Here is a 19,682-nt window from a genome sequence, read left to right as displayed (position 1 = left end):
GGGCGGTCAGCTGGTCGAGCGGAGTCGCCGGCCGGTGCCGTCCGAGCTCATCGCCGCGACAAGATCCTCGCGGGCGCGGGCCACCCTGGACCGGATGGTGCCGACCGGGCAGTCGCAGACCTCGGCCGCCTCGGCGTAGCTGAGGCCCGCCACCTGGGTCGCGACGAACGCCTCCCGGCGATCCCGTGGCAGGTCCGCCAGCAGTCGGGCCAGCTCGACCGCGCCCTCGAACCCGGTGCTCTCCCTGGCGAGTTCGGCGTCGGCGGCCAGTTGCCAGTCCGGCAACGACGCCACGCGTGGTCGCCGCATGGACATCCGGATGTGATCCGCGCAGGCCCGCCGGGCGATCGCCAGCAGCCAGGTCTTCGCGGCCGACCTGGCGGCGAAGCCGGGCAGGCCACGCATCGCACGCAGGTATGTCTCCTGGGTCAGATCCTCGGCCTCCCCCGCTCCGACGAGGTGCGAGACGAACCGGTGCACGTCGTGCTGGGTCGCCCGGATGAAGGCCGCCGCCGCCGAGCGGTCGCCGGCCTTGGCGGCCAGCGCCCATCTGGTGATCTCGTCGTTGTCGACGGCGGGGGAAGACATGTCCCAAAGCTACCCGGACCAGCCGCTGCCTCGGATACCCCCGGTGGGCATGCAAAAATGTCGAAGGAACCGGTACCCCGCCGGGAACCAGGGCCGGCCGGGAGCCGACTATGTCAGTGTGGGCTGCGAACAATACCGGGAAGCCTTGTCGGCCCGGCTGGACGGCGAGGACCAGCCGGCGGAGCGGGCTGCGGCAGATCGCCATCTCGCCGGCTGCGCGGAGTGCCGGATCTGGCTGGACCGCGCGACGGCACTCAACCGGCTCGCCCGGACCAGTGTCGTCCGGCCGCCGATGGCGGTCGACGAGGACCTCCTCGCGGCCGCGCCGGGTCCGGGCCGGGCCCGCCTCGCCGGTACGCTCCGGATCGCACTCGGCGTCGTCGGCGTCGCCCAGTTCCTGCTCGGCGCGGCACAGATCGCCGGAATCGGCGATGCCGGCCATCCGCACGGTCTCGATGTCGTCCTCGGCGGCGGCCCCAACCATCTGTGGCACGAGTCGGCAGCCTGGAACGTCGCGCTCGGTGCCGGATTCGCCTGGATCGCGATCCGCCGGACCCGGCCACTGGGCCTGGTGCCGACGCTCACGGCGTTCGTCGCGGTCCTCACTCTGCTCTCCGTCAACGACGCGATAGCCGGGCGGGTCGACCTCGGCCGGATCCTGAGCCACGGGCTCATCGTGGCCGGCTATCTCATCATCCTCGGGCTGTCCCGACCGACCTTCGAGTCGGACGGGCCGCCCACCCGGCACGAACGGCGGCGTGGGTCGGCGTGGCGGGCCACCTTCGAAGAGGACCAGGTCGCAGCGCCGCCACGGCTGCGGCTGGTCCGCAGCGGGCCACGGACCGCGCAGGCCCGCAGTCACCGCCGGGCCGCCTGACTCCCACCGAGTTGCCCGACTCCCAGCGGGTTGCCCGACTCCGCCGGGCCACCGACTCCATTGGGCCACGTCGCGGTTCAGCTCGTGGCGACGAGCCAGCCGGCGGCGGCGATGCCGACCGCCAGGACACAGAGCCGGAGCATCCGGTCGGAGAGGCGCCGGGCCAGCCGACCGCCGAGATGCCCGCCGGCAAGGCTGGTGGTGGCGAGCACCAGCACCGCCACCCAGTGCACCGGTCCGAAGACCGTGAACGCGATGCCCGCCAACGCGTTGATCAACAGGGAAAGCCAGCCCTTGATCGCGTTGACCTCCTGCAGGGCCAGGTTGAGCACGGTGGCGAGAACCGCGAACAGCATGACGCCGAGGCCCGCGCCGAAGTAGGCGCCGTACACCCCGGCGACGAGGATGCCGCCGTACGCCCAGATCGGATGCGCACCGGTGACGGCGCCCTGTCGGCCGGTGCCGATGTCTCCGGCGCCGGTACGCGCCCGCAGCAGTCGGGACAGCCTCGGCTGGACGATGATCAGAACGCAGCCCCCGACCAGTAGGAACGGGACGGCCCGGGTGAACACGTCGGGCGGCAACAGAAGCAGCAGCGCCGCCCCAAGCCCGGCCCCCGCCAGCGCGATCAGGCCGCTGACCACGGCGAGCCGACGCTGACCCGCCAACTCCCGGCGGTACGCCAGCGCGGTGCCGAGGTAGCCGGGTAGCAGCCCGACCGTGTTGGTGACGTTGGCGGCCAGCGGTGGCAGGCCCAGCCACAGCAAGGCGGGGAAGGAGAGCAGCGAGCCACCACCGGCGACGGCGTTGATCGTGCCTGCGGCGAACCCGACGGCCGCGATCACCACGATCTCGGCGAGCTCACGTCGTCCCCCTCGCTTCCGTCGGCGTCCTCACCACACGAGCCGCGCCAGCCGGTTTCCTCCGTGCCGAACCCACCATGTTCACAGCCAGTCGGCTGCGTCTTCCCCGTCGGGCCTCCCAGATCCCGTCGGGCGATCGGGAGCCCCGGTGAGGTCCGGGTAGAACTGCTCGAGTAGAACCTGCTGCTGCGGGAACATCGCCGCGAGCCGTTCCAGCCGCCGCGGCAGCGGAGGAAACGGGCTGGGCGGGACGTCGTCGCCGGACGCCGACTTCTCGGCAGCGTCCAGGGCCTGGTAGTACGCGCCGTCATCTCCCTCGGAGAGTTGCTCGTACGCGTGCAGCGGCGCGAACTGAAAGCCCGTGGTCAGCAGGACGCTGGTGTTTACCGTGCCGGCGGCGACGCCCTGGACGGCTGGATGTCCGGCGAGGTTGTCGGGATCGGCCAGCGCCCGGCCGTACCAGTCACGGCCGAGCCCGACGACTCCGGCGCAGAAGTCGGTGAACGAGTCGTCGCCACAGCCGTGGTGAATCAGGAAGGCCGCCATGAACAGGTCCTCGCGGTCGACACGCGACCGCAACTGTTCGAAGCGGACCTCGAACGCGACGATGTCGCTCAACGGCAACCGCACCAACCGGCCGACCAACGCCTGCTCGAGCCGCTCGTCCAGCTCGTCCCACTCCGTGCCGGCCTCGGCCCGCGCCGCCTCGATGATCGCCCAGCACCGCTCGGTATCCACTGCTGGATTCGATCACACCGACGTGCTCGGGCAACGCCGGGGAGTGGCGGGCCGAGCAGGCCGAGCACCTGTCCGCCGAGCGGGCCGCGTACCTGTCTACAGCGCGGCCGGAGCGATGGTGTGGAGAAGACGGCGAACCACGCCGGCGGGTCTCAGTGCGCCGGGTTCGGCGTGTGCGGCCGCTTGCCCAGTTGCCGCCAGTCGGACTCGGCGACCTGGATGTCGTAGTGCTTCGCCGCCGCGAGGATGTTCGCGAACGCCTGGTCGCGCTCGGTGTCGCTGACGCCGTGCGTCTGGTCGAACCGAGCCAGGGCGTTCCGCACGTGCGAGGCGTCGGTGAGCGGTTCCTTGCGTTTGTCGGGGAAGGCGAACGCACTGTCCGGCAGCTCCCGGGACTGCTTGCTGGAGATCGCGCCGTGCTGGTCGATGGGCTTCCAGGTGGTCTTCATCCCGGTCCCTCCTCGCTCGTCGCTTCCGATCCGGTTCCTCCGGTCCGAATTTCTCCTACCCCGCATGGCCAGGGCTAATCGGGCGGGTTCGGCGCCGGTCCGCCCGGCGGTGCCCGACGGCCCCGCCCACGCCGAACCGCCTCGGAAACCCGCCGCCGGAGGCGGGCGAAACTGCAGGACAACGATGCATTGACATTATTAGTTAACTTTCCTAATGTTTCAGCCACTCAGCCACATCGATCCCGACCCGCCCCCGGCAGAGGCGCCGGAACCTGCTCACCCCCAGCACCGGCGGCCTCTGCAGCACCCTCCACCACCGGTCCGTGCGCCCGCGCCGAGGGCGGGCGGCGGCGCACGGGTCGGACCGATCCACTGAGGCGCCAGCGACAGAAGGGATCGTTGATGTCATCCACCATGAGCGCCGAGCGGGCCCACCGGCCGGGACGTCGCCACGCCGCCCGCTCCATCCTGTCCACCGGGGCGCTCGCGCTCGCCACCGCAGCGGCCGGAACCACCCTCGCCATCGCCCCGGACTCCCCCGCCGAGGCCGTCGTCCTGCCCAACAGCTTCAAGAGCGTCGGCTACATGCCGAGCTGGGCCGGCGACGTCAACACCATCCAGTACGGCAAGCTGACCCACATCAACTACGCCTTCGTCCTACCGAACGCGAACGGGACGCTGCGGGCGGTGGAGAACCCGAGCAAGCTCTCCACGCTGGTGTCACGGGCCCATGGCAGCAACGTCAAGGTGTCGATCGCGATCGGCGGCTGGAACGACGGTGACGACTCGGCCTTCGAGGCACTGGCCGGCAACGCGTCCAGCCGGACCACGTTCGTGAACAGCGTGATCAGCTTCGTCACCCAGTACAACCTGGACGGCGTCGACATGGACTGGGAGTATCCGGACCCGGGTACCTCGGCCAACAACTACACCGCGCTGATGCAGCAGTTGAGCGACCAGTTGCGCAGTCGCGGCAAGCTGCTGACCGCAGCCGTCGTCTCCGAGGGCGGCAGCGTGAACGGGGTGCAGCCGGCCGTCTTCGGCTACGTCGACTGGCTCAACATCATGGCGTACGACGGCGGCAGCCCGCACGCCAACTACGACTGGTCGATCAACAGCGTCAACATCTGGAAGTCCCGTGGCCTGCCGGCCAGCAAGGCCGTACTGGGCGTGCCGTTCTACAGCCGACCCGGGTACCACACCTACTCCGCCCTGGTCGCGATGGACCCGGCGAACGCCAACCGGGACTGCACCACCGCCGGTGGGGCGCAGCAGTGCTACAACGGCATCCCGACCGTGAAGCGTAAGACACAGTGGGCCCTGGCCAATGCCGGCGGCATGATGAACTGGGAACTCTCCCAGGACACCAACAACGCCACCTCGCTGGTCAGCGCCATCTACGACACGGTGATGGGCGGCACGACGCCGCCCACCGGCGGCCCGACCGGACAGATCACCGGCATCGGCGGCAAGTGCGTCGACGTGGCCGGAGCGTCCACCGCCAACGGCGCCGCGGTCCAGCTCTTCGCCTGCAACGGCAGCAACGCCCAGCGCTGGACGGTCGGTACCGACAGCACGCTGCGGGCGCTCGGCAAGTGCGCCGACATCACCGCGGCCGCGACGACCAACGGCGCGAAGGTGCAGCTCTACGACTGCAACGGCACCGGAGCACAGGTGTGGCAGGCCCAGGGCAATGGCACGCTGCGAAACCCGGCCTCGAACAAGTGCCTGGACGCCACCGACAACAGTTCTGCCGACGGCACCCGGCTGCAGATCTGGGACTGCTTCGGCGGCGCCAACCAGGTCTGGCGGCTACCCGCCTGATCCAGGTGCCCGCCACCGGCCCGGCCGCCACGAGCGGCCGGGCCGGACCGCGGTCGGTCCTTCCGGGGGTACGACGCACCCCCACCTCACCGGCCGTCCCGTCAGGCGGTCCTGGGGGCGGCGCGCATCCCCACGTAGCAGACCTGAGTGCCGTTGGTGAGGGTCGAGAAGACCACCGGCATGTAGTCCTCGCTGAACGACGGGCCCGCGCCGGAGGCGGCGAAGACCGTGTCGGTGACCGGCTCCAGGTCCATCTCCAGGGGCGGTGACAGGTCCTTCATGTCGTCGACGAACTCGTACCGCAGGTGGGGCGAGCCGTCGTCCTTGCGGGAGACGGTGAGAACGACGCCCTCGCGCCGGTACGTGCCGAGCAGCGGCGCGAGGTCGATCACGGGCGGTACGGACGCCGGGGCGAACGGTGCCGGCATGGTGACGCCGGCGAGTTCGGCGAGCAGTTCGCGGAACAGGTCGGCGTACAGCAGGCGGGCCGCGCCACCGTTGGTCATCAGTACCAGGGCGACGCCCGCGTGCGGGACGACGCGCAGGTAGGCGTACTGGCCGATGGCGGCGCCGTCGTGGCCGTAACCGGTGATGCCGTCCCAGTCGTAGAGCGTCCAGCCCAGACCCCACCCGTCGGCGCTGACCGTCCACTTGTCGGGCACGTCGACCTCGCGGTGTCGCATGGCGGCGACGGCGCCGGCGGAGAGGACGCGGGTGCCGTCGGGCGCGAGGCCGCCGTCGAGGTGCATCCGGGCGAAGCGGGCCATGTCGCCGGCGGAGACGATGACCCTGCCCGCCGGGCCGACGGAGCGGGGCATCGGGTCCCAGAACGGCGCCGGGTCGGGACAGGCACCAGCCTCACCCAGGTGGCTCATGGCGACGCGGAAGCGCAGAGCCTCCTCCGGCAGCGTCATCGAGCGTTCCAGGCCGAGCGGCTCGAACAAGAGGTTCTTCAGGGCCTGGTCCCAGGTCAGGCCGGTGAGCCTCTCGATGATCCGGCCCAGTACGACGTAGCCGAGGCCGCCGTACGAGATGGCCGTGCCGGGCGGGCAGTCCAGCGCGACCCGACGGGCGGCCTCGACGTACCGGGCGAGGCAGTCGTCGCCCCGGCCGCCGTCGAAGTTGAAGTCGTTGGTCACGCCACCGGTGTGCGACAACAGCTGCCGGATGGTGATCGTCCTGGTGGCCTCGGGGTCGGGGGTGGCGAACTCGGGCAACACGTCCACGACCGGCGCGTGCAGGTCGAGCCTCCCCTCGTCGGCCAGCCGCAGGATGAGGGTGGCGGTGTAGACCTTGGCGATCGAGCCGGACAGGAACACCGAGTCCGGGGTCACCGCCACGCCGGTGCCGCGGTGCAGCACCCCGCTGGCCAACTCGTGGACCTGCGCGTCGACCACCACGGCCAGGCTCGCACCGGGGACATGATGGGCGGCACGCAGCTCGTCGAGCCGCCGCTGCCAGCGGTCGACGTCGAATCGCCGGCCGGCCGAGTCCCGTACACCCCGGGCGCCCTGGGTCTTGCAGTCGCCGTCGGCGTTCCCGCTCGTTGTCTCGGACATCGCACTTCCTTTCGATCGATCAGGTGATCGGAGATATGGAGAGATGGACAGGTCAGCGGGGGCGGGCGGCCGTCGTGAGCTCCCGCGCCGCCGCTGGCCGGGGTGCCGGGCGGGGCGCGCCGTTCCGCTCGCGCAGGACGATCAGGGCCACGGCGGCAGCGGTCAGCACCCCCGCGGCGCTGATCACGAAGGCGGACGACATGGCTGCGGTGAAGGCGTGGCGTGCGGCGTCCGCGAGGACGGTGTCGCCGGTACGTTCGGCCACCGCCAGTGCGTCACCGATGGACCGGGCGGCATGGGCGGGCGCCGACGTGGACATGGTGTGGGTGAAGGCGCCGGACACGATGCTGCCCAGGACGGCCACGCCGAGCGCGGCGCCCGCCTGCTGGACGGTGTCGTTCAGGGCCGAACCGACGCCGGCGTGCTCGGCAGGGATGGTGCTCATGAGGGCGGAGACGGCCGCCGGCATGGCGAGTCCGCCGCCCGCGCCGAGCAGGAACAGGCCGACGGCCGGCTGGACGAACCCCGTGCCGGGCGACAGGGTGGCCAGCACGCCGAACCCCGCGGCCATGGAGGTCAGTCCGGAGGCGATCAGCGTCCGTTGGCCGATCCCGGAGGCGACCGTGGCGCCGAGGGTGTTGAAGGCGAGCGAGGCGACCGCCATCGGGATGAAGGCCAGGCCGGCCTGGGTGGGCGTGAAGCCGAGGACGTACTGCAGGTACTGGGTGAGGATGAGCAGCAACCCGCCGTTGCCGATCTGCACCAGGGCCAGCGAGAGACTGCCCCCGCTGAACGCGCGGTGGCGGAAAAGGCCGAGCGGCACCATCGGATGCGGTGTGCGCAACTCCCACGCCACGAAGGCGCCCAGTGCGAGAACCGCCGTCGTCAGCGCCGGCCGGGAGACGCCGTGCACCAGCTCGATGACCGTCCAGATCAGCGCGGTCATGCCGACCGTCGACAGCACCGCGCCCAGCGGGTCCAGCCTGCTTGCCGGGCCCTTGGACTCGGGCATCAGGACGAACGCGGCGACGATGGCCAGGGCGGCGATGGGGACGTTGATCAGGAAGACCGCGCCCCAGTGGAAGTGGGCGATCAGCGCACCGCCCAGCACCGGCCCGCCGACCAGGCCGAGCATGGCGACCGCGCTCCAACATGCCATGGCCCGGCGCCGTTCGGCGGCGTCGAAGACGGTGATCAGGATCGACAGTGTGCTGGGCATGATCAGCGCGCCTCCGGCGCCCATCACGCTGCGGGCGGCGATCAGTTGGACCGGATCGGCGGCGATGGCGGCCGCGAGGGAGGCCGCCCCGAACAGTGTCAGGCCGATGACCATGACACGGCGGCGGCCGTACCGGTCCGACAGACTGCCCGCGGTCAGCAGCAGACCGGCGAAGACCAGGATGTAGGAGTCCAGGATCCATTGCGTGTCCTGCGGACTCGCGCCCAGCTCCGCGGCCAGCGACGGCACCGCGACTGTGAGCGCCATGTTGTCGATGACCAGCACCACGGTGCTCAGACACAGCACGATGAGGATCAACCAGCGGTGCGCGCGTTTCATCGTCATCGAGGCTCCTTGCGAACGACATTCAGTGCGGCACGGCACGTGCCGTGCCGTTATGAATCGGGCTCAGTCTGGACAAGCGGCCGAGGATTGTCAACGGCACGTGCCGTGCCGTTAGAGTGGCGGGATGAGTGACGACCGCCTCACCAGAGCCGCCGACCGGACCCAGGCGATCATGCGCACCACGCTGGAACTGGCACAGGAAGTCGGCTACGCCAAACTCAGCATCGAGGCGGTAGCGGCCCGCACCGGCGTCGGCAAGCACACGATCTACCGTCGCTGGCCATCCAAGGGCGCCCTGTTCCTCGACGCGGTGCTCACACCCAACGAGCCCGGACTCCACTACGCCGACACCGGCGACATCGTGGCCGACCTGCGCCAACAGATCCACGCGGCCGTTGACCTCCTGGGCCAACCGCCACTGGGCCCCCTCTACCGGGCCCTGGTGGGCGAGGCCCAGCACAATCCCATGGTCGCCGCCGCGCTCAACGAACGCTTCATCCGCCCCCAGGCCGACCGGACCGTCGCCCGGCTGCGGAGAGCCCAGGAGCAGGGGCAGCTCTCATCCGAGTTCGACCTGGACGTGGCCATGGCCATCCTGTCCGGCCCGCTGTACTTCAGGCTGCTGATCACTCAGGAGCCACTGACACACGAGTACGTCGAGCGCGTACTCAAGGTCCTTCTCGCTGGGATGACACCGAGACCGTAGGGCCGGCGGGGCCGACGGGACCGGCAGCACGAACCTATCCACATGCTCTGACGGGGAACGTCGACACCGTACGGACCCTGGTCGATCCGATTGACCGTTGCCATCGGTGGTTACAAAGAAGGGGTGCAGACCGTCGTCGTCCTCATGGCACTGTCGCTGGGAGACGCCTTCCTGGAACGCGAACTGCCCGCCGGGGCGGTACGCGTCAGCCCCGATCCGACAGTGAAACGGCACCGTGACCGGCAACTGGCCGAACAGGTCGAACGGATTCTCGGGACCGGTCGGGACGCGATCGTCGACGCCCCGTCGCAGAGCAGCCGACGCGCCGTTCTGCTCGTCGCGGCGGATCGTGGCGCCCGGGTGGTCGGGTACTGGGCCCGGCCGCCGAAGATCGGCATGCCCTGGATCCTCGAACTCCAACCGGAGTACAGCCAGCTGACCCGGCGACCCCGCCGGGCCGACGGGTTCGACCTGCTCTACGAGGTCGTGAATCCGGACGGGGAGTATCACCTGAGGGAACTCTGAGGCCGCCCGACGTCGGGCCCTGACCTCCGGTCATACCCCAGGGGAAATCAGCCGAGCCGGAAGTCGACGACCCGGATCGGGGACGGGGTGCTACCGCTGGACGTCCGCTGGTACATGATCGACAGGATGCCGTCGCTCTTCACCCGGGTCCGGTCCACCACGATCTCGCCGAAGGCGCTCAGGCCGGCGCCGTCGAAGCGTACGGTCCAGTCGGTGTAGCCACTGGCCTTGCTGGCGGTGACGATCCGGCCGTACGGCAGCACGACGTACGCGTTGTCGGCGGCGTCGAGCACGAGCTGGGACCGGCCCGTGGCGTTCAGCGCGACCGGGATCTCGACCTTGCGCCAGCCCCCTGAGGAGTTGCGGAGCAGGTGGAAGGCCCGGCCGTTGGCGCGGCGCGCGGACGCGTACGAGGTGACGCACGAGGTGAACCGGCCTGGCACGTAGCTGATGATGACGTGCGGGTTGCCGGCCGAGTCGACGTCCTGGCTCTCCTGGTTGATCAGCCCGTAGTTCGGCGGCAGCGGATCGACCACGAGTCCCGGGCTGGAGATCGACACCAGACCGCTTCCGCCGGTGGTGCCGACGAGGGTCCCGGCATTGTTGCGCCAGGTCCGCCCCTGGTCGTCGCTGTAGACGTATCCGGTGTCGTGGTTGGTGAGGCCACCGCTGTTGCAGGTGACCGCCGAGTTGCCCTCCCGCCAGGTGAACGCGGCGTGCAGCCGGCCACCGGGGCCGTAGCTGAGCCCGTGCAGATACATGTTCCGGGTGGTGCTGGTCGCCCCGTTGGCGGAGTACGACCCGGACGCCGACTGCCAACGGCCGAACCGGCGCCAGGTGGAGCCGTCGTACTCGGCCAGTTCGTTGGTGCCGTTGCCGGATCGGCCGGTGCGGTAGCTGAGCTGTAGCCGGTTGCCGGGGGCGAGGCGGAACTGCGGGTACGTCATGGCGCCGAGTCCGAGGCCGTCGAGGCTACGCTGCACCGCGCCGAACCGGCCGGCCTCCCAGCTTCGGGAGCCCGGCGCGGAGACGAGCCCGGCCTCGGACCTGAGGTAGTGGATGTCGGTGTCGTGGGTGTCCATCGCGATGTGCAGCCGTCCGTCGCCCGGGGAGATGCCCAGGGAGATGGAGTTGTGCGAGTCGTTCGCCGTCAACTGGTGCGGCAGCCGGAGGGTCTGCCAGGCTCCGGAGGGCAGTTGGCGACGGGCGAGGACGGCGTGCCGGGTCGAGGTGTACCAGGCCGCGTACTGGTATCCGGCGTGACTGACGATGCCGTCGGCGAACGAGTTGTTGTTCACCAGTCCGTCGTAGGAGACGAAGTAGAGCGCCGTCGCGTCGAGCTGGGTGTCGCCGAGCCGGGTGATCACCGGCGCCGCCGCCACCGCCCGGTCGGGCAGGACCAGGATTCCGGCGACGAGACCGAGCACGACGGATGCGGTCAGCGCGGTCCGGCGGGACGACGGGGCGGACATGAGGTTCTCCCTCGCGCGTGGCGCCCCCGGTGGTACGGGCGCCGCCAGATGAACGGATTCAATTTACATCCACATCCGTCAATCTGGAAGTCGCCGGGACTGACGCAGCAGTGCGTCCCCGGTCCGGTAGAGCTCGATGAGCAACGGCCTGAGCAGCTGGCCGGCGGTGGTGAGGCGGTAGACGACCTGCGACGGGAAACCCTTCTGGCGGCGGCACTCGACCAGGTCGTGCCGCACCAGTTTGGTCAGTCTCTCGCTCAGGACCTTGGCGCTCAGCGTCGGCAACGCGACCCGTAGCTGACCGAACGAGCGGGGCCCGTGCATCAGTTCGCGCAGGATGAGCGTCGTCCACCGACCGCTCACGGCGGCGAGCGCGACCTCCACCGGGCACGTCGGCTCCGGACGCCGTGTCTCGCCTCGACCGTCCGGGACCAGATCCCGATCCCAGCCGCTACTAACCGCTTGGTTACCTGCGACAGCGTCGGCTTGGCTGAGCGCATGACGTTCGAGTTCAACATCCACCCGGACAGTGTCGGCCTGACCGACGACCCAGGCGAACATCCCCGGATCTTCGCTCGTGCCTTCAACACCGGGGACGCCGCCGCCGTCGAGCGGGTCTATGAACCGGGTGCGGTCCTGGTCCCCACGCCGGGTCGACCCGTGACAGGGCCGGCCCGGGCGGCGGCCAACCAACGTTTCCTGGCCCTGGGCCTGCCGATCGAGGTCCGCCCACGACACGTCTACGTGGCCGACGACGTCGCCCTGCTTCTCGTCGACTGGAAGATCGACGGCACAGGCACCGACGGCCAGCGGGTGCACCTGGAGGGCACCGCGACCGACGTGGCACGACGTGGCCCCGACGGCCGCTGGCGGTACGTCATCGACAACCCGTTCGGCACCGCGGCGGCGTAGCGGCCCCGGCCGGGGTCAGGAACGGCGGGCCGAGGTCTGCTCCCGGACCTCGAACCGGATCGACTTCGCCTCGGTCATGCAGGCCCGCATCGGACCGACCAGCTTCCGGTGCTCGGGACTGCGCTCCCACGCCTCGAAGTGGCCCAGCGAGACCCACTCGCTGGTGATCAGCCACTGTTCCGGATCGGTCGGGGACGCGCACACCTGGTCCACCAGGTGTCCGTCCACCCCCTCGGCGACCTGGTAACGAATCCGCTGGTAGGCATCCAGGAACGCCGCGGTGCGATCCTGCGGCACCCGGATCAGGAACACCACCCGTCCCTTGGCCGTCTCGGTCATACTCTCCGCCATCTGGACACCTCCACCGGGCCGCGCCGCAGCGCCACGGCACTGTTGAAACCATCGAATCCACGGGCACAGACCAGCGCGACGTCCACCCGCCGTGGCCCGGACTCCCGGACGAAGTCCAGCTCGCAGCCGGGCGCCGGGCGGTCCGGGCCAGCGGTCGGCGGCAGTGTGCCGTGCCGCATCGCCAACAGGGCGGTGGCGACGTCCAGCGCTGACCCGCCCTGGTGGGCACGGCCCGTCAACGGCTTCTGCGTGGTCACCGGCGGCGGCTGCTGCCCGAACACCGTGCGCAGCGCCGCCGCCTCGCTCCGGTCGTACCGGGGCACGCCGAGCGCGTCCGGGAAGACGACGTCCACCTCGGCCGGGTCGATCTGGGCACGGGTCAGGGCGAGTCGGATCGCCCGCGCGTACTGGGTACCGTCGACATCGCCACCGTCGAGCGGGCCGGCGCCGGCGGGCTGGTCGGTGTGCCGGGCGTCGTGGCTCGCGCCCCAACCGGCGACCTCGGCGTAGATGGTGTCCGCGCCCCGGGCCAGGGCGTGGTCCAGATCCTCGACCACGAAGACCGCACCGCCCTCGCCCGGAACGTACCCGCTGGCCGCCACGTCGAACGGCCGGTACGCCCGGTCCGGTTCGGGGCACGCGCTCAGCAGCCCACTGCGGAGCTGGCAGGTCAGCGCGTACGGGCTCAGTGGACACTCGGTGCCGCCCGCGAGCACCACCGGAGTACCCCGACGGATCATGCGGGCGGCGTGCGCCAGGCTGTCCAGCCCACCGGCGGCCTCTGCGGCGAGCACCCCGCACGGGCCCTTGAACTGGTGCCGGATGGAGATCTGACCGACGCTCGCCGCGTAGAACCAGGCGATCGACTGGTACGCCCCCACCGTCCGGGCCGGGCCGCGCCAGAGCCGCTGGAGTTCGCGCTGACCGAACAGGTTGCCGCCGGACGAACTGGCCAGGGTCACCGCGTAGCCGTACGGATCGTCGGCCACCTCCGGCAGGGCCGCGTCGGCGAGCGCGAGCCGGGTGGCGGCGAACCCGAGATGCGTCCACCGGTCCGTCTGCACCACCTGCCGGTTGTCGGCGTAGTGCAGCGCGTCGAAGTCCGCCACCTCCCCCGCCAACTGGCCGGGGTACCGGTCCGGATCGAACAGCGTGATCCGACCGATCCGGTTCTGACCGGCGAGGACGCACTTCCAGTGCGCGTCCGCACCGATTCCGCTCGGCGCGACCACGCCGATCCCGGTGATCACCGCCCGGGCGGTCACCGTTCCGCCCCGTCGAACCGGGTGAAGACCATCGCCGACTGGAAGCCGCCGAACCCGCTGCCCACCGACAACGCCACCCGCACCGGAAGTTCCCGGGCCACGTTCGGGATGTAGTCCAGGTCGCATTCCGCGTCCCGGTTGACCCAGTTCGCGGTCGGCGGCACCACGCCGAACTCGATGGCGAGCGCGCAGGCCGCCATCTCGATCGCGCCGATCGCACCGAGCGAGTGCCCGACCATCGACTTGATCGAACTGATCGGGACCTGGTACGCCGCGCCGCCCAGCGCCCGCTTGAATGCCGCCGTCTCGTGCCGGTCGTTCTGCCGGGTGCCCGAGCCGTGTGCGCTGATGTACGAGACGTCCTCCGGATCACACCGGGCCTGCGCCATCGCGTCGTCGATCGCCAGCGCCATCTCGACGCCGTCCGGACGGAGACCGGTCATGTGGTAACCGTTGCTCCGGTTGGCGTACCCGGCGGCCTCGCAGTAGACCCGGGCGCCGCGCCGCCGGGCGTGTTCCGCCTCCTCCAGGACGAGCACGGCGGCACCCTCGGCGAGCACGAACCCGTGCCGGTCCCGGTCGAACGGGCGGGAGGCGTGCGCCGGATCGTCGTTGTCCGGGGTGGTCGCCCTGATCGCGTCGAACGAGGCGACGGTGACCGGTGAGATCGGACTGTCCGAGGCGCCGGCCAGCATCACGTCGGCCTCGCCGTCCTCGATCAACTGCTGGCCGTACCCGATCGCGTCGATTCCGGAGGTGCAACCGGTGGAGATCACCTGGGCCGGGCCGTGCAGCCCGTGCCGGCAGGCGACGTCGGCGGCGAGGCTGCTCGGCATCAGAGCCTGGTACAGGAACGGTCCGGCCCGGTCCGGGTCGACCAGCCAGTCCGCGCCGGAGTCGCTGACCGCCACGTACTCCCGTTCCAGCAGCGTGGTGCCGCCGACCGCCGAGCCGAGCACCACCCCGGCGCGCTCCCGCAGCGGGTCGGACAACTCCAGACCGCTGTCCGACAGTGCCTCGATCGAGGCCGCCAGGGCAAACTGGACGTACCGGTCGGACCGCTGTTGTTCCGCGTCAGTGAGGCCGGCCCGGACCGGGTCGAAGTCGCACTCGGCGGCGATCTGGGAGCGGAACGGCGACGGGTCGAAGAAAGTGATCCGCCGGGTGGCCGTCCGGCCGGCGGTGATGGTGTCCCAGAAGCTGCCCCGGGTGACTCCACCCGGGGCGACCACTCCGATTCCGGTCACCACGGCCCGCCGCCCGGTCACGGCGCGGCCTCGGACCGGCCGCTGAGAACCCCGGCCTCCCGCCGGCCGCCAAGGGTCGCCGCCTCCGCCCCCGCCGCATTCACTGCCTCTGCCCCAGACGCTGCCGCTACCCCAGACGCAGCCTCCGCCCCAGACGCAGCCTCCGCCGCAGACGCAGCCTCCGCCGCAGAGGCAGCCGACTCGGTGTCGACGTGCCCGAGTTCCGGCCGAGGCGCGAGCGGCCCGAGCTGGAATACCACCTCGGCGGGCCCGTCCGCCACGTTGCGCAGCCGGTGCCGGACATTGACCGGTATGTAGAGGGCCTCTCCGGTACGTACCGGCACCGGCTCGTCGTCGAGATCGACGATCAGTTCACCACGGGCGACGTACAGGAACTCCTCGCTGTAGGGGTGGTAGTGCTCGGCGATGCGCTCGCCCGGGGCGAGGTTCGCCACGCCCATGAAGCCGGAGGTGCTGCCGACCGTGCGCGGGCCGAGCAGCACGCGGATCTCGCCGCCCCGGCGGCGGTCCGGCGCGACGTCCCGGGCGGCCATCAGCCGGCGATCGTGCTCACTCATCGCCGCTCCCGACCGTCACGGCCGCCGTGCCGACGGGTCCGGCGGCCGGCGATCCGGCGGACATGCCGACCGACTGCTCCGGCAGGGCGCCGGCCGCGAGTTCGGCGGCGATCCGCTCGAGCTTGTCCCGGATGAGGTCCAGTTGCACCCGACTGTTGGTATTGATCCGGTCGGTCATCTGGGCGGTGGTCACCGGGGCGGTCGGGCGCATCTCGAAGTCCTGGGTCCAGGTCATCCGGGTACCGCCCGGCACCTCGTCGTACCGCCAGTGGATCCGCATGTGCTCGAAGGGCCCGGTCTCCACCCGGTGCGCGTGCACCTCGCGCCGGGCCGGATCGGCGGTGCGCTCACTGACCCAGCTCCAGGTCACACCGTTCTCGTCCGGATACATGGTCAACCGGAATCGGACGGTGTCGCCCTGTTGTTCGAGAATCTGCACCGACTGGTACTCGGTGAACAGCCCCGTCCAGCTCGCGACGTCGTTGGTCCGTTCCCAGACCAGTTGCGGCGGGGCCGCGATCACCACGCTGTTCTCGGTGTGACCGGGCCGACCGTCGCCACCGGCGGGTCGACCGTCGCCCCCGGCGGGTCGTCCGTCCTGCGGGCCGGCCGCTCCCGCCTCCGCAGCGGACTGCCGCACGACGAGGTCGGAGATCTCCTCGATGCTGAACTGCCCGGCCTCCTCCGGAAGCTGGACCCGGTAACGGTCCGCGACCACCGCCTGCAGTTCGAGCAGCGCCAACGAGTCCATGCCGAGCTGCTCCAGCGAGGCCGTCGGCGCCGCCGTCGCGGCCCCGGCGTCCAGGCCGCAGTGCCGGACCAGGATCGCGATAATCTCCGCCTCGGTCGCCTGCGCCGGCCCGCCGGGCTCCGCCACACTGCGGACCGGCTCCCCTCCGGGTCGGAACGGCTCGGCCAACGCCGGGTCCTCGTGTCTCACGGTCATCTGGTCCTCCTCGAAAGATGCGCCGAACTGGCCGGAACGGATTCCTTCGCCGAATCGGGCGCGCCGAGCAGTCGGTCGACCAGTCCGGTCGAGTACCGCCCCTTGCGGAATCCCGCGTCGTCGAGGACCCGTCGGATGAACGGGATGGTGGTGTGTACGCCGGGGCCGTCGACCTCGAACTCGTGCAGCGCCCGTTCCATCCGGCCGAGCGCCAGGTCCCGGTCCGGCGCCCAGACCACAACCTTGGCGAGCAGCGAGTCGTAGTACGGGCCGACCAGGTAGCCCGGATAGCCGTGGGTGTCGGTCCGCGTGCCGGGCCCGCTCGGCGGGGTGAACCTGGTGAGCCGGCCGGGAGTGGGGAGGAAGTTGCGGTCCGGGTCCTCGGTGTTGACCCGGCACTCGATGGCGACACCCTGGAGTCGTACGTCCTCCTGGCGCAGCCGCAGCGGTACGCCCCCGGCGATGTGCAACTGCTCGTGCACCAGGTCGACACCGGTGATCATCTCCGTCACCGGATGCTCGACCTGGATCCGACAGTTGATCTCGATGAACTGGAAGCGCTCCGCCTCGTCGACCAGGAACTCGAAGGTCCCGGCCCCGGTGTAGCCGGCCCGGAGCGCGCCACGCAGGGCGGTCTCGGCGATCGCGTCGAGGGTTACTCCCGACAACGCCGGCGCCGGACCCTCCTCGATCAGCTTCTGATGCCGCCGCTGCACCGAACAGTCCCGGGTCCCGAGGTGCACGCCGTTGCCGTACCCGTCACAGAGCACCTGCACCTCGACGTGCCGGGCCGGGTTGAGATAGCGCTCGACGTAGACCCGGTCGTCGCCGAACGCGGCCTGCGCGACGACCCGGGTCCGGTCGTACGCCGAGGCGAGGTCTTCGGCGGAGTGCACGACCGACATGCCCCGGCCGCCACCACCGGCGGCGCATTTGATGATCACCGGGTAGCCGATCTCCTCGGCCACCGCTCTGGCCTGGGCCACCGTGTCGAGGGTTGCCAGGCTGCCCGGCGGAAGCGGAAGACCGGCGTCGCCCATCAACGCCCGCGCCTTCGACTTGTCGCCCAGCGCCGCCATCACCTCGGGCCGGGGCCCGATGAAGACAAACCCGTTGTCTGCGCAGATCTCGGCGAAGTCGGCGTCCTCGGACAGGAAGCCGTAGCCCGGATGGATGGCCTCGGCCCCGGTCTTCCGGGCCGCCTCGATGATGGCGGCGGCGTTCAGGTAGCTCTGCCGGGCGTCCGCCGGCCCGATGCAGACCGCCTCGTCGGCCAGGCGTACGACGGCGGAATCCCGGTCCGCGACCGAGTACACCGCGACGGAGCGTACGCCCAGTTCGCGGCAGGCCCGCGCCACCCTGAGCGCTATCTCGCCTCGATTCGCGATCAGGATCTTCTCGAACACGGCCGCACCGTCCTTGCGCTCATGCGGACACCAGAGCGATCAGCGGTTGTCCGAACTCGACCGGTTCGCCGTCGTGCACGAGTACCTCGACGACCCTGCCGACCTGGTCGGCGACCACCTCGTTCATCAGCTTCATCGCCTCGACGATGCAGACCACCTGGCCGGGCTCCACCTTGTCGCCGACCTCGACGAACGGTGGGCCACCGGGCTCGGCCGCCTGGTAGTAGGTGCCGACCATCGGCGCGAGGACGGTCCGGCGGCCGTCGCTGCCGATGGCCGCTCCGGTGACCGCCGGTACGGCGGACGGAGCGGAATTGGCCGCGCTGCCCGCCAGCGCGGCGGCACCGGTACCCGGGCCCACAACGGCCTCGCCGCCATGCCACTCGATCTCCAGCACGGCTTCGCCGCTGCGCAGGCGGATCCGGCGCAGTGGCCCGGCGGTCTCCGTCACCAGCCGGCCCGCCTGCCGGCACAGTTCGGCGAGTTCCGCCGTCCCGCCGACCGGCGCCGGCTCCGGTTCCGACTCCGAATCCGGGCTCGAATCCGGGTCCGAATCCGACGCCGGAACCCCCGCCGGCTTCGGCTCCGAGTTTCCCGCAAGGTCCGCCGGCCCACCGACCGGCACCACCAACTCCGGCTCCCCCGCAAGGTCCGCCGGCCCACCGACCGGCACCACCAACTCCGGATTCCCGGCGACCGACGCCCTGGTCATCGGGACCCCGTTCCGACCGGGCTGACGCTGGCCGCCGCCCCGTACCGGCGGAAGCGTTGGCGCCGTCGCCGGATCAGTTCCTCGGTGGGCACGTCGAGCAGCGGTGTCAGGTTGTCCACCAGGGCTCGGCGGAGCAGCACGGCCGCCGCGGCCGGGTCCCGGTGCGCACCGCCGGGCGGCTCGGCGATCACCGCGTCCGCGACACCGAGCCGGAGCAGATCCGGTGCGGTGAGCCGGAGCGCGTCGGCGGCCCGGGGCACGGCGGCCCGGTCCTGCCAGAGGATCGCGGCGCAGCCCTCGGGGCTGATCACCGAGTAGACGGCGTTCCGCAGCATCAGTACCCGGTCGGCCACGGCCAGCGCGAGTGCGCCACCGCTGCCGCCCTCACCGATGATCACCGCCACAACCGGAGTACGCAGACCGGTCATCGCCAGGATGCTCTCGGCGATGGCACCGGCCTGGCCCTGCTGCTCGGCCTCGACTCCCGGGTACGCGCCCGGTGTGTCGATCAGGGTGACCACCGGGAGGCCCAGCCCGGCGGCCAGCCGCATGACCCGCAGTGCTTTGCGGTAGCCGGCCGGGCTGGCCATGCCGAAGTTGCGGGCTCGCAGTTCCCGGGGCAGGTGGCCCTTCTGGTGTCCGATCACGGCCACGTACCGGTCGCCGAGCCGGGCCAGGCCGGCGACTATCGCCGCGCAGTCGAGGCCCAGACGGTCGCCGTGCAGTTCGACGAAACCGTCGAAGGCGGTGGCCAGATAGTCCAGCGTGGTCGGCCGCCCGGCATGCCGGGCCGAGCGGACGATCCGCCAGGCATCGGTTCCGCCGCCCGACCCGGTCACCTCGACCCGGCTGCGCTGTCGCAGGTGCTCGCCGCCCGCTGCGCCCGGCCGCTCGGGCTGGACCGTGACCGGACGATCGCTCGCCCCGTCGACCGGCCGCTCGCGGTCGGTTCCGGTCCGGGGCGGGGCGCTCCCGCCGGCGGGCTGTCCGGAGCTGCCGCCGTCGGGCTGGCGCAGTGCGGCTGCGGGCTGGCGCACTGCGGCTGCGGGCTGGCGCACTGCGGCTGCGGGCTGGCGCACTGCGGCTGCGGGCTGGCGCAC

The 19,682-nt window shown here is 71.1% G+C and carries 20 protein-coding genes and 1 pseudogene; 5 read left to right on the top strand and 16 right to left on the bottom strand.

Translation table 11 applies throughout. The features are described from left to right. Nucleotides 1-6: 6 nt before the first annotated feature. Nucleotides 7-588, bottom strand: a complete 582-nt coding sequence (locus tag I0C86_RS29295) for a sigma-70 family RNA polymerase sigma factor (protein WP_196204544.1) — start codon at nt 586-588, stop codon at nt 7-9. Between the two features lie 118 nt (nt 589-706). On the opposite strand from I0C86_RS29295, the gene I0C86_RS29290 reads away from it, so the two are divergent. Beyond that, on the top strand, nt 707-1,465 hold the full coding sequence (locus I0C86_RS29290) for a zf-HC2 domain-containing protein (protein WP_196204543.1): 759 nt from the start codon (nt 707-709) through the stop codon (nt 1,463-1,465). Between the two features lie 77 nt (nt 1,466-1,542). Here the strand turns inward: I0C86_RS29290 and I0C86_RS29285 are convergent, their stop codons facing one another. The 3 genes from I0C86_RS29285 to I0C86_RS29275 all read right to left on the bottom strand — a co-directional run bounded on the left by I0C86_RS29285 (nt 1,543) and on the right by I0C86_RS29275 (nt 3,515). After that, complete coding sequence (locus I0C86_RS29285) at nt 1,543-2,310, bottom strand: sulfite exporter TauE/SafE family protein (RefSeq protein ID WP_323373905.1); 768 nt, start codon at nt 2,308-2,310, stop codon at nt 1,543-1,545. Nucleotides 2,311-2,409: 99 nt separating this feature from the next. Next, nucleotides 2,410-3,066 (bottom strand): DUF4240 domain-containing protein, encoded by a 657-nt coding sequence (locus I0C86_RS29280; protein ID WP_196204542.1) that lies wholly within the window; start codon nt 3,064-3,066, stop codon nt 2,410-2,412. 152 nt (nt 3,067-3,218) lie between these two features. Continuing rightward, nucleotides 3,219-3,515, bottom strand: a complete 297-nt coding sequence (locus tag I0C86_RS29275) for a DUF6582 domain-containing protein (RefSeq protein WP_196204541.1) — start codon at nt 3,513-3,515, stop codon at nt 3,219-3,221. A 402-nt stretch (nt 3,516-3,917) separates the two neighbouring features. On the opposite strand from I0C86_RS29275, the gene I0C86_RS29270 reads away from it, so the two are divergent. Then, on the top strand, nt 3,918-5,339 hold the full coding sequence (locus tag I0C86_RS29270; RefSeq protein ID WP_407676365.1) for a glycosyl hydrolase family 18 protein: 1,422 nt from the start codon (nt 3,918-3,920) through the stop codon (nt 5,337-5,339). Nucleotides 5,340-5,440: 101 nt separating this feature from the next. Here the strand turns inward: I0C86_RS29270 and I0C86_RS29265 are convergent, their stop codons facing one another. Together I0C86_RS29265 and I0C86_RS29260 are read right to left on the bottom strand one after the other, a co-directional pair. Beyond that, nucleotides 5,441-6,898, bottom strand: a complete 1,458-nt coding sequence (locus I0C86_RS29265; protein WP_196204540.1) for a serine hydrolase domain-containing protein — start codon at nt 6,896-6,898, stop codon at nt 5,441-5,443. Nucleotides 6,899-6,950: 52 nt separating this feature from the next. After that, entirely contained in the window at nt 6,951-8,462 is a 1,512-nt protein-coding gene (locus tag I0C86_RS29260) for a DHA2 family efflux MFS transporter permease subunit (protein WP_196204539.1), read from the bottom strand. A 124-nt stretch (nt 8,463-8,586) separates the two neighbouring features. Between I0C86_RS29260 and I0C86_RS29255 the strand changes: the two genes are divergently transcribed. Together I0C86_RS29255 and I0C86_RS29250 are read left to right on the top strand one after the other, a co-directional pair. Continuing rightward, a complete protein-coding gene (locus tag I0C86_RS29255; protein WP_196204538.1) occupies nt 8,587-9,168 on the top strand; it encodes a TetR/AcrR family transcriptional regulator in 582 nt (193 codons plus the stop codon). A 123-nt stretch (nt 9,169-9,291) separates the two neighbouring features. Then, nucleotides 9,292-9,693, top strand: a complete 402-nt coding sequence (locus tag I0C86_RS29250) for a hypothetical protein (RefSeq protein WP_196204537.1) — start codon at nt 9,292-9,294, stop codon at nt 9,691-9,693. Between the two features lie 47 nt (nt 9,694-9,740). Here I0C86_RS29250 and I0C86_RS29245 read toward each other — a convergent pair whose 3' ends face one another. Both I0C86_RS29245 and I0C86_RS29240 read right to left on the bottom strand, forming a co-directional pair. Continuing rightward, nucleotides 9,741-11,165, bottom strand: a complete 1,425-nt coding sequence (locus tag I0C86_RS29245; RefSeq protein WP_196204536.1) for a BNR repeat-containing protein — start codon at nt 11,163-11,165, stop codon at nt 9,741-9,743. A gap of 78 nt (nt 11,166-11,243) precedes the next feature. Further along, entirely contained in the window at nt 11,244-11,549 is a 306-nt protein-coding gene (locus tag I0C86_RS29240) for a winged helix-turn-helix transcriptional regulator (RefSeq protein ID WP_196204535.1), read from the bottom strand. A gap of 114 nt (nt 11,550-11,663) precedes the next feature. On the opposite strand from I0C86_RS29240, the gene I0C86_RS29235 reads away from it, so the two are divergent. Next, a complete protein-coding gene (locus tag I0C86_RS29235; protein WP_196204534.1) occupies nt 11,664-12,077 on the top strand; it encodes a YybH family protein in 414 nt (137 codons plus the stop codon). A gap of 15 nt (nt 12,078-12,092) precedes the next feature. Here the strand turns inward: I0C86_RS29235 and I0C86_RS29230 are convergent, their stop codons facing one another. From I0C86_RS29230 to I0C86_RS29195, 8 genes and pseudogenes are all read right to left on the bottom strand, one after another. Next, nucleotides 12,093-12,428, bottom strand: coding sequence for an antibiotic biosynthesis monooxygenase family protein (locus I0C86_RS29230; protein WP_230394974.1), 336 nt, complete (start codon nt 12,426-12,428; stop codon nt 12,093-12,095). Then, nucleotides 12,413-13,693 carry a beta-ketoacyl synthase N-terminal-like domain-containing protein gene (locus tag I0C86_RS29225; protein WP_196204533.1) on the bottom strand — a complete coding sequence of 427 codons (1,281 nt, stop codon included), beginning with the start codon at nt 13,691-13,693 and terminating at the stop codon, nt 12,413-12,415. Before I0C86_RS29225 ends, I0C86_RS29230 begins: the two co-directional genes overlap by 16 nt. After that, the gene (locus I0C86_RS29220) at nt 13,690-14,961 is read right to left on the bottom strand and encodes a beta-ketoacyl-[acyl-carrier-protein] synthase family protein (RefSeq protein ID WP_196204532.1); all 1,272 of its coding nucleotides are present in this window, start codon (nt 14,959-14,961) and stop codon (nt 13,690-13,692) included. Before I0C86_RS29220 ends, I0C86_RS29225 begins: the two co-directional genes overlap by 4 nt. Before the next feature lie 155 nt (nt 14,962-15,116). Beyond that, nucleotides 15,117-15,518, bottom strand: a pseudogene (locus I0C86_RS29215) (cupin domain-containing protein); the annotation flags it as partial. Next, nucleotides 15,511-16,464, bottom strand: a complete 954-nt coding sequence (locus I0C86_RS29210; RefSeq protein WP_196204530.1) for an SRPBCC family protein — start codon at nt 16,462-16,464, stop codon at nt 15,511-15,513. The gene I0C86_RS29210 and the pseudogene I0C86_RS29215, both read right to left, overlap by 8 nt. Then, nucleotides 16,461-17,870, bottom strand: coding sequence for an acetyl-CoA carboxylase biotin carboxylase subunit (locus tag I0C86_RS29205; RefSeq protein ID WP_196204529.1), 1,410 nt, complete (start codon nt 17,868-17,870; stop codon nt 16,461-16,463). Before I0C86_RS29205 ends, I0C86_RS29210 begins: the two co-directional genes overlap by 4 nt. A 19-nt stretch (nt 17,871-17,889) precedes the next feature. Beyond that, on the bottom strand, nt 17,890-18,582 hold the full coding sequence (gene accB / locus I0C86_RS44780) for an acetyl-CoA carboxylase biotin carboxyl carrier protein (protein ID WP_196204528.1): 693 nt from the start codon (nt 18,580-18,582) through the stop codon (nt 17,890-17,892). Further along, nucleotides 18,579-19,682 (bottom strand): acetyl-CoA carboxylase carboxyltransferase subunit alpha (locus tag I0C86_RS29195; protein ID WP_196204527.1); only part of this gene is annotated, 1,104 nt, incomplete at its 5' end. The genes accB and I0C86_RS29195, both read right to left, overlap by 4 nt.

Source organism: Plantactinospora alkalitolerans (assembly GCF_015690345.1).
Classification (GTDB): domain Bacteria; phylum Actinomycetota; class Actinomycetes; order Mycobacteriales; family Micromonosporaceae; genus Plantactinospora; species Plantactinospora alkalitolerans.
The sequence above is the reverse complement of the archived record's forward strand: the minus strand, read 5'-3'. Positions and strand labels throughout refer to the sequence as shown.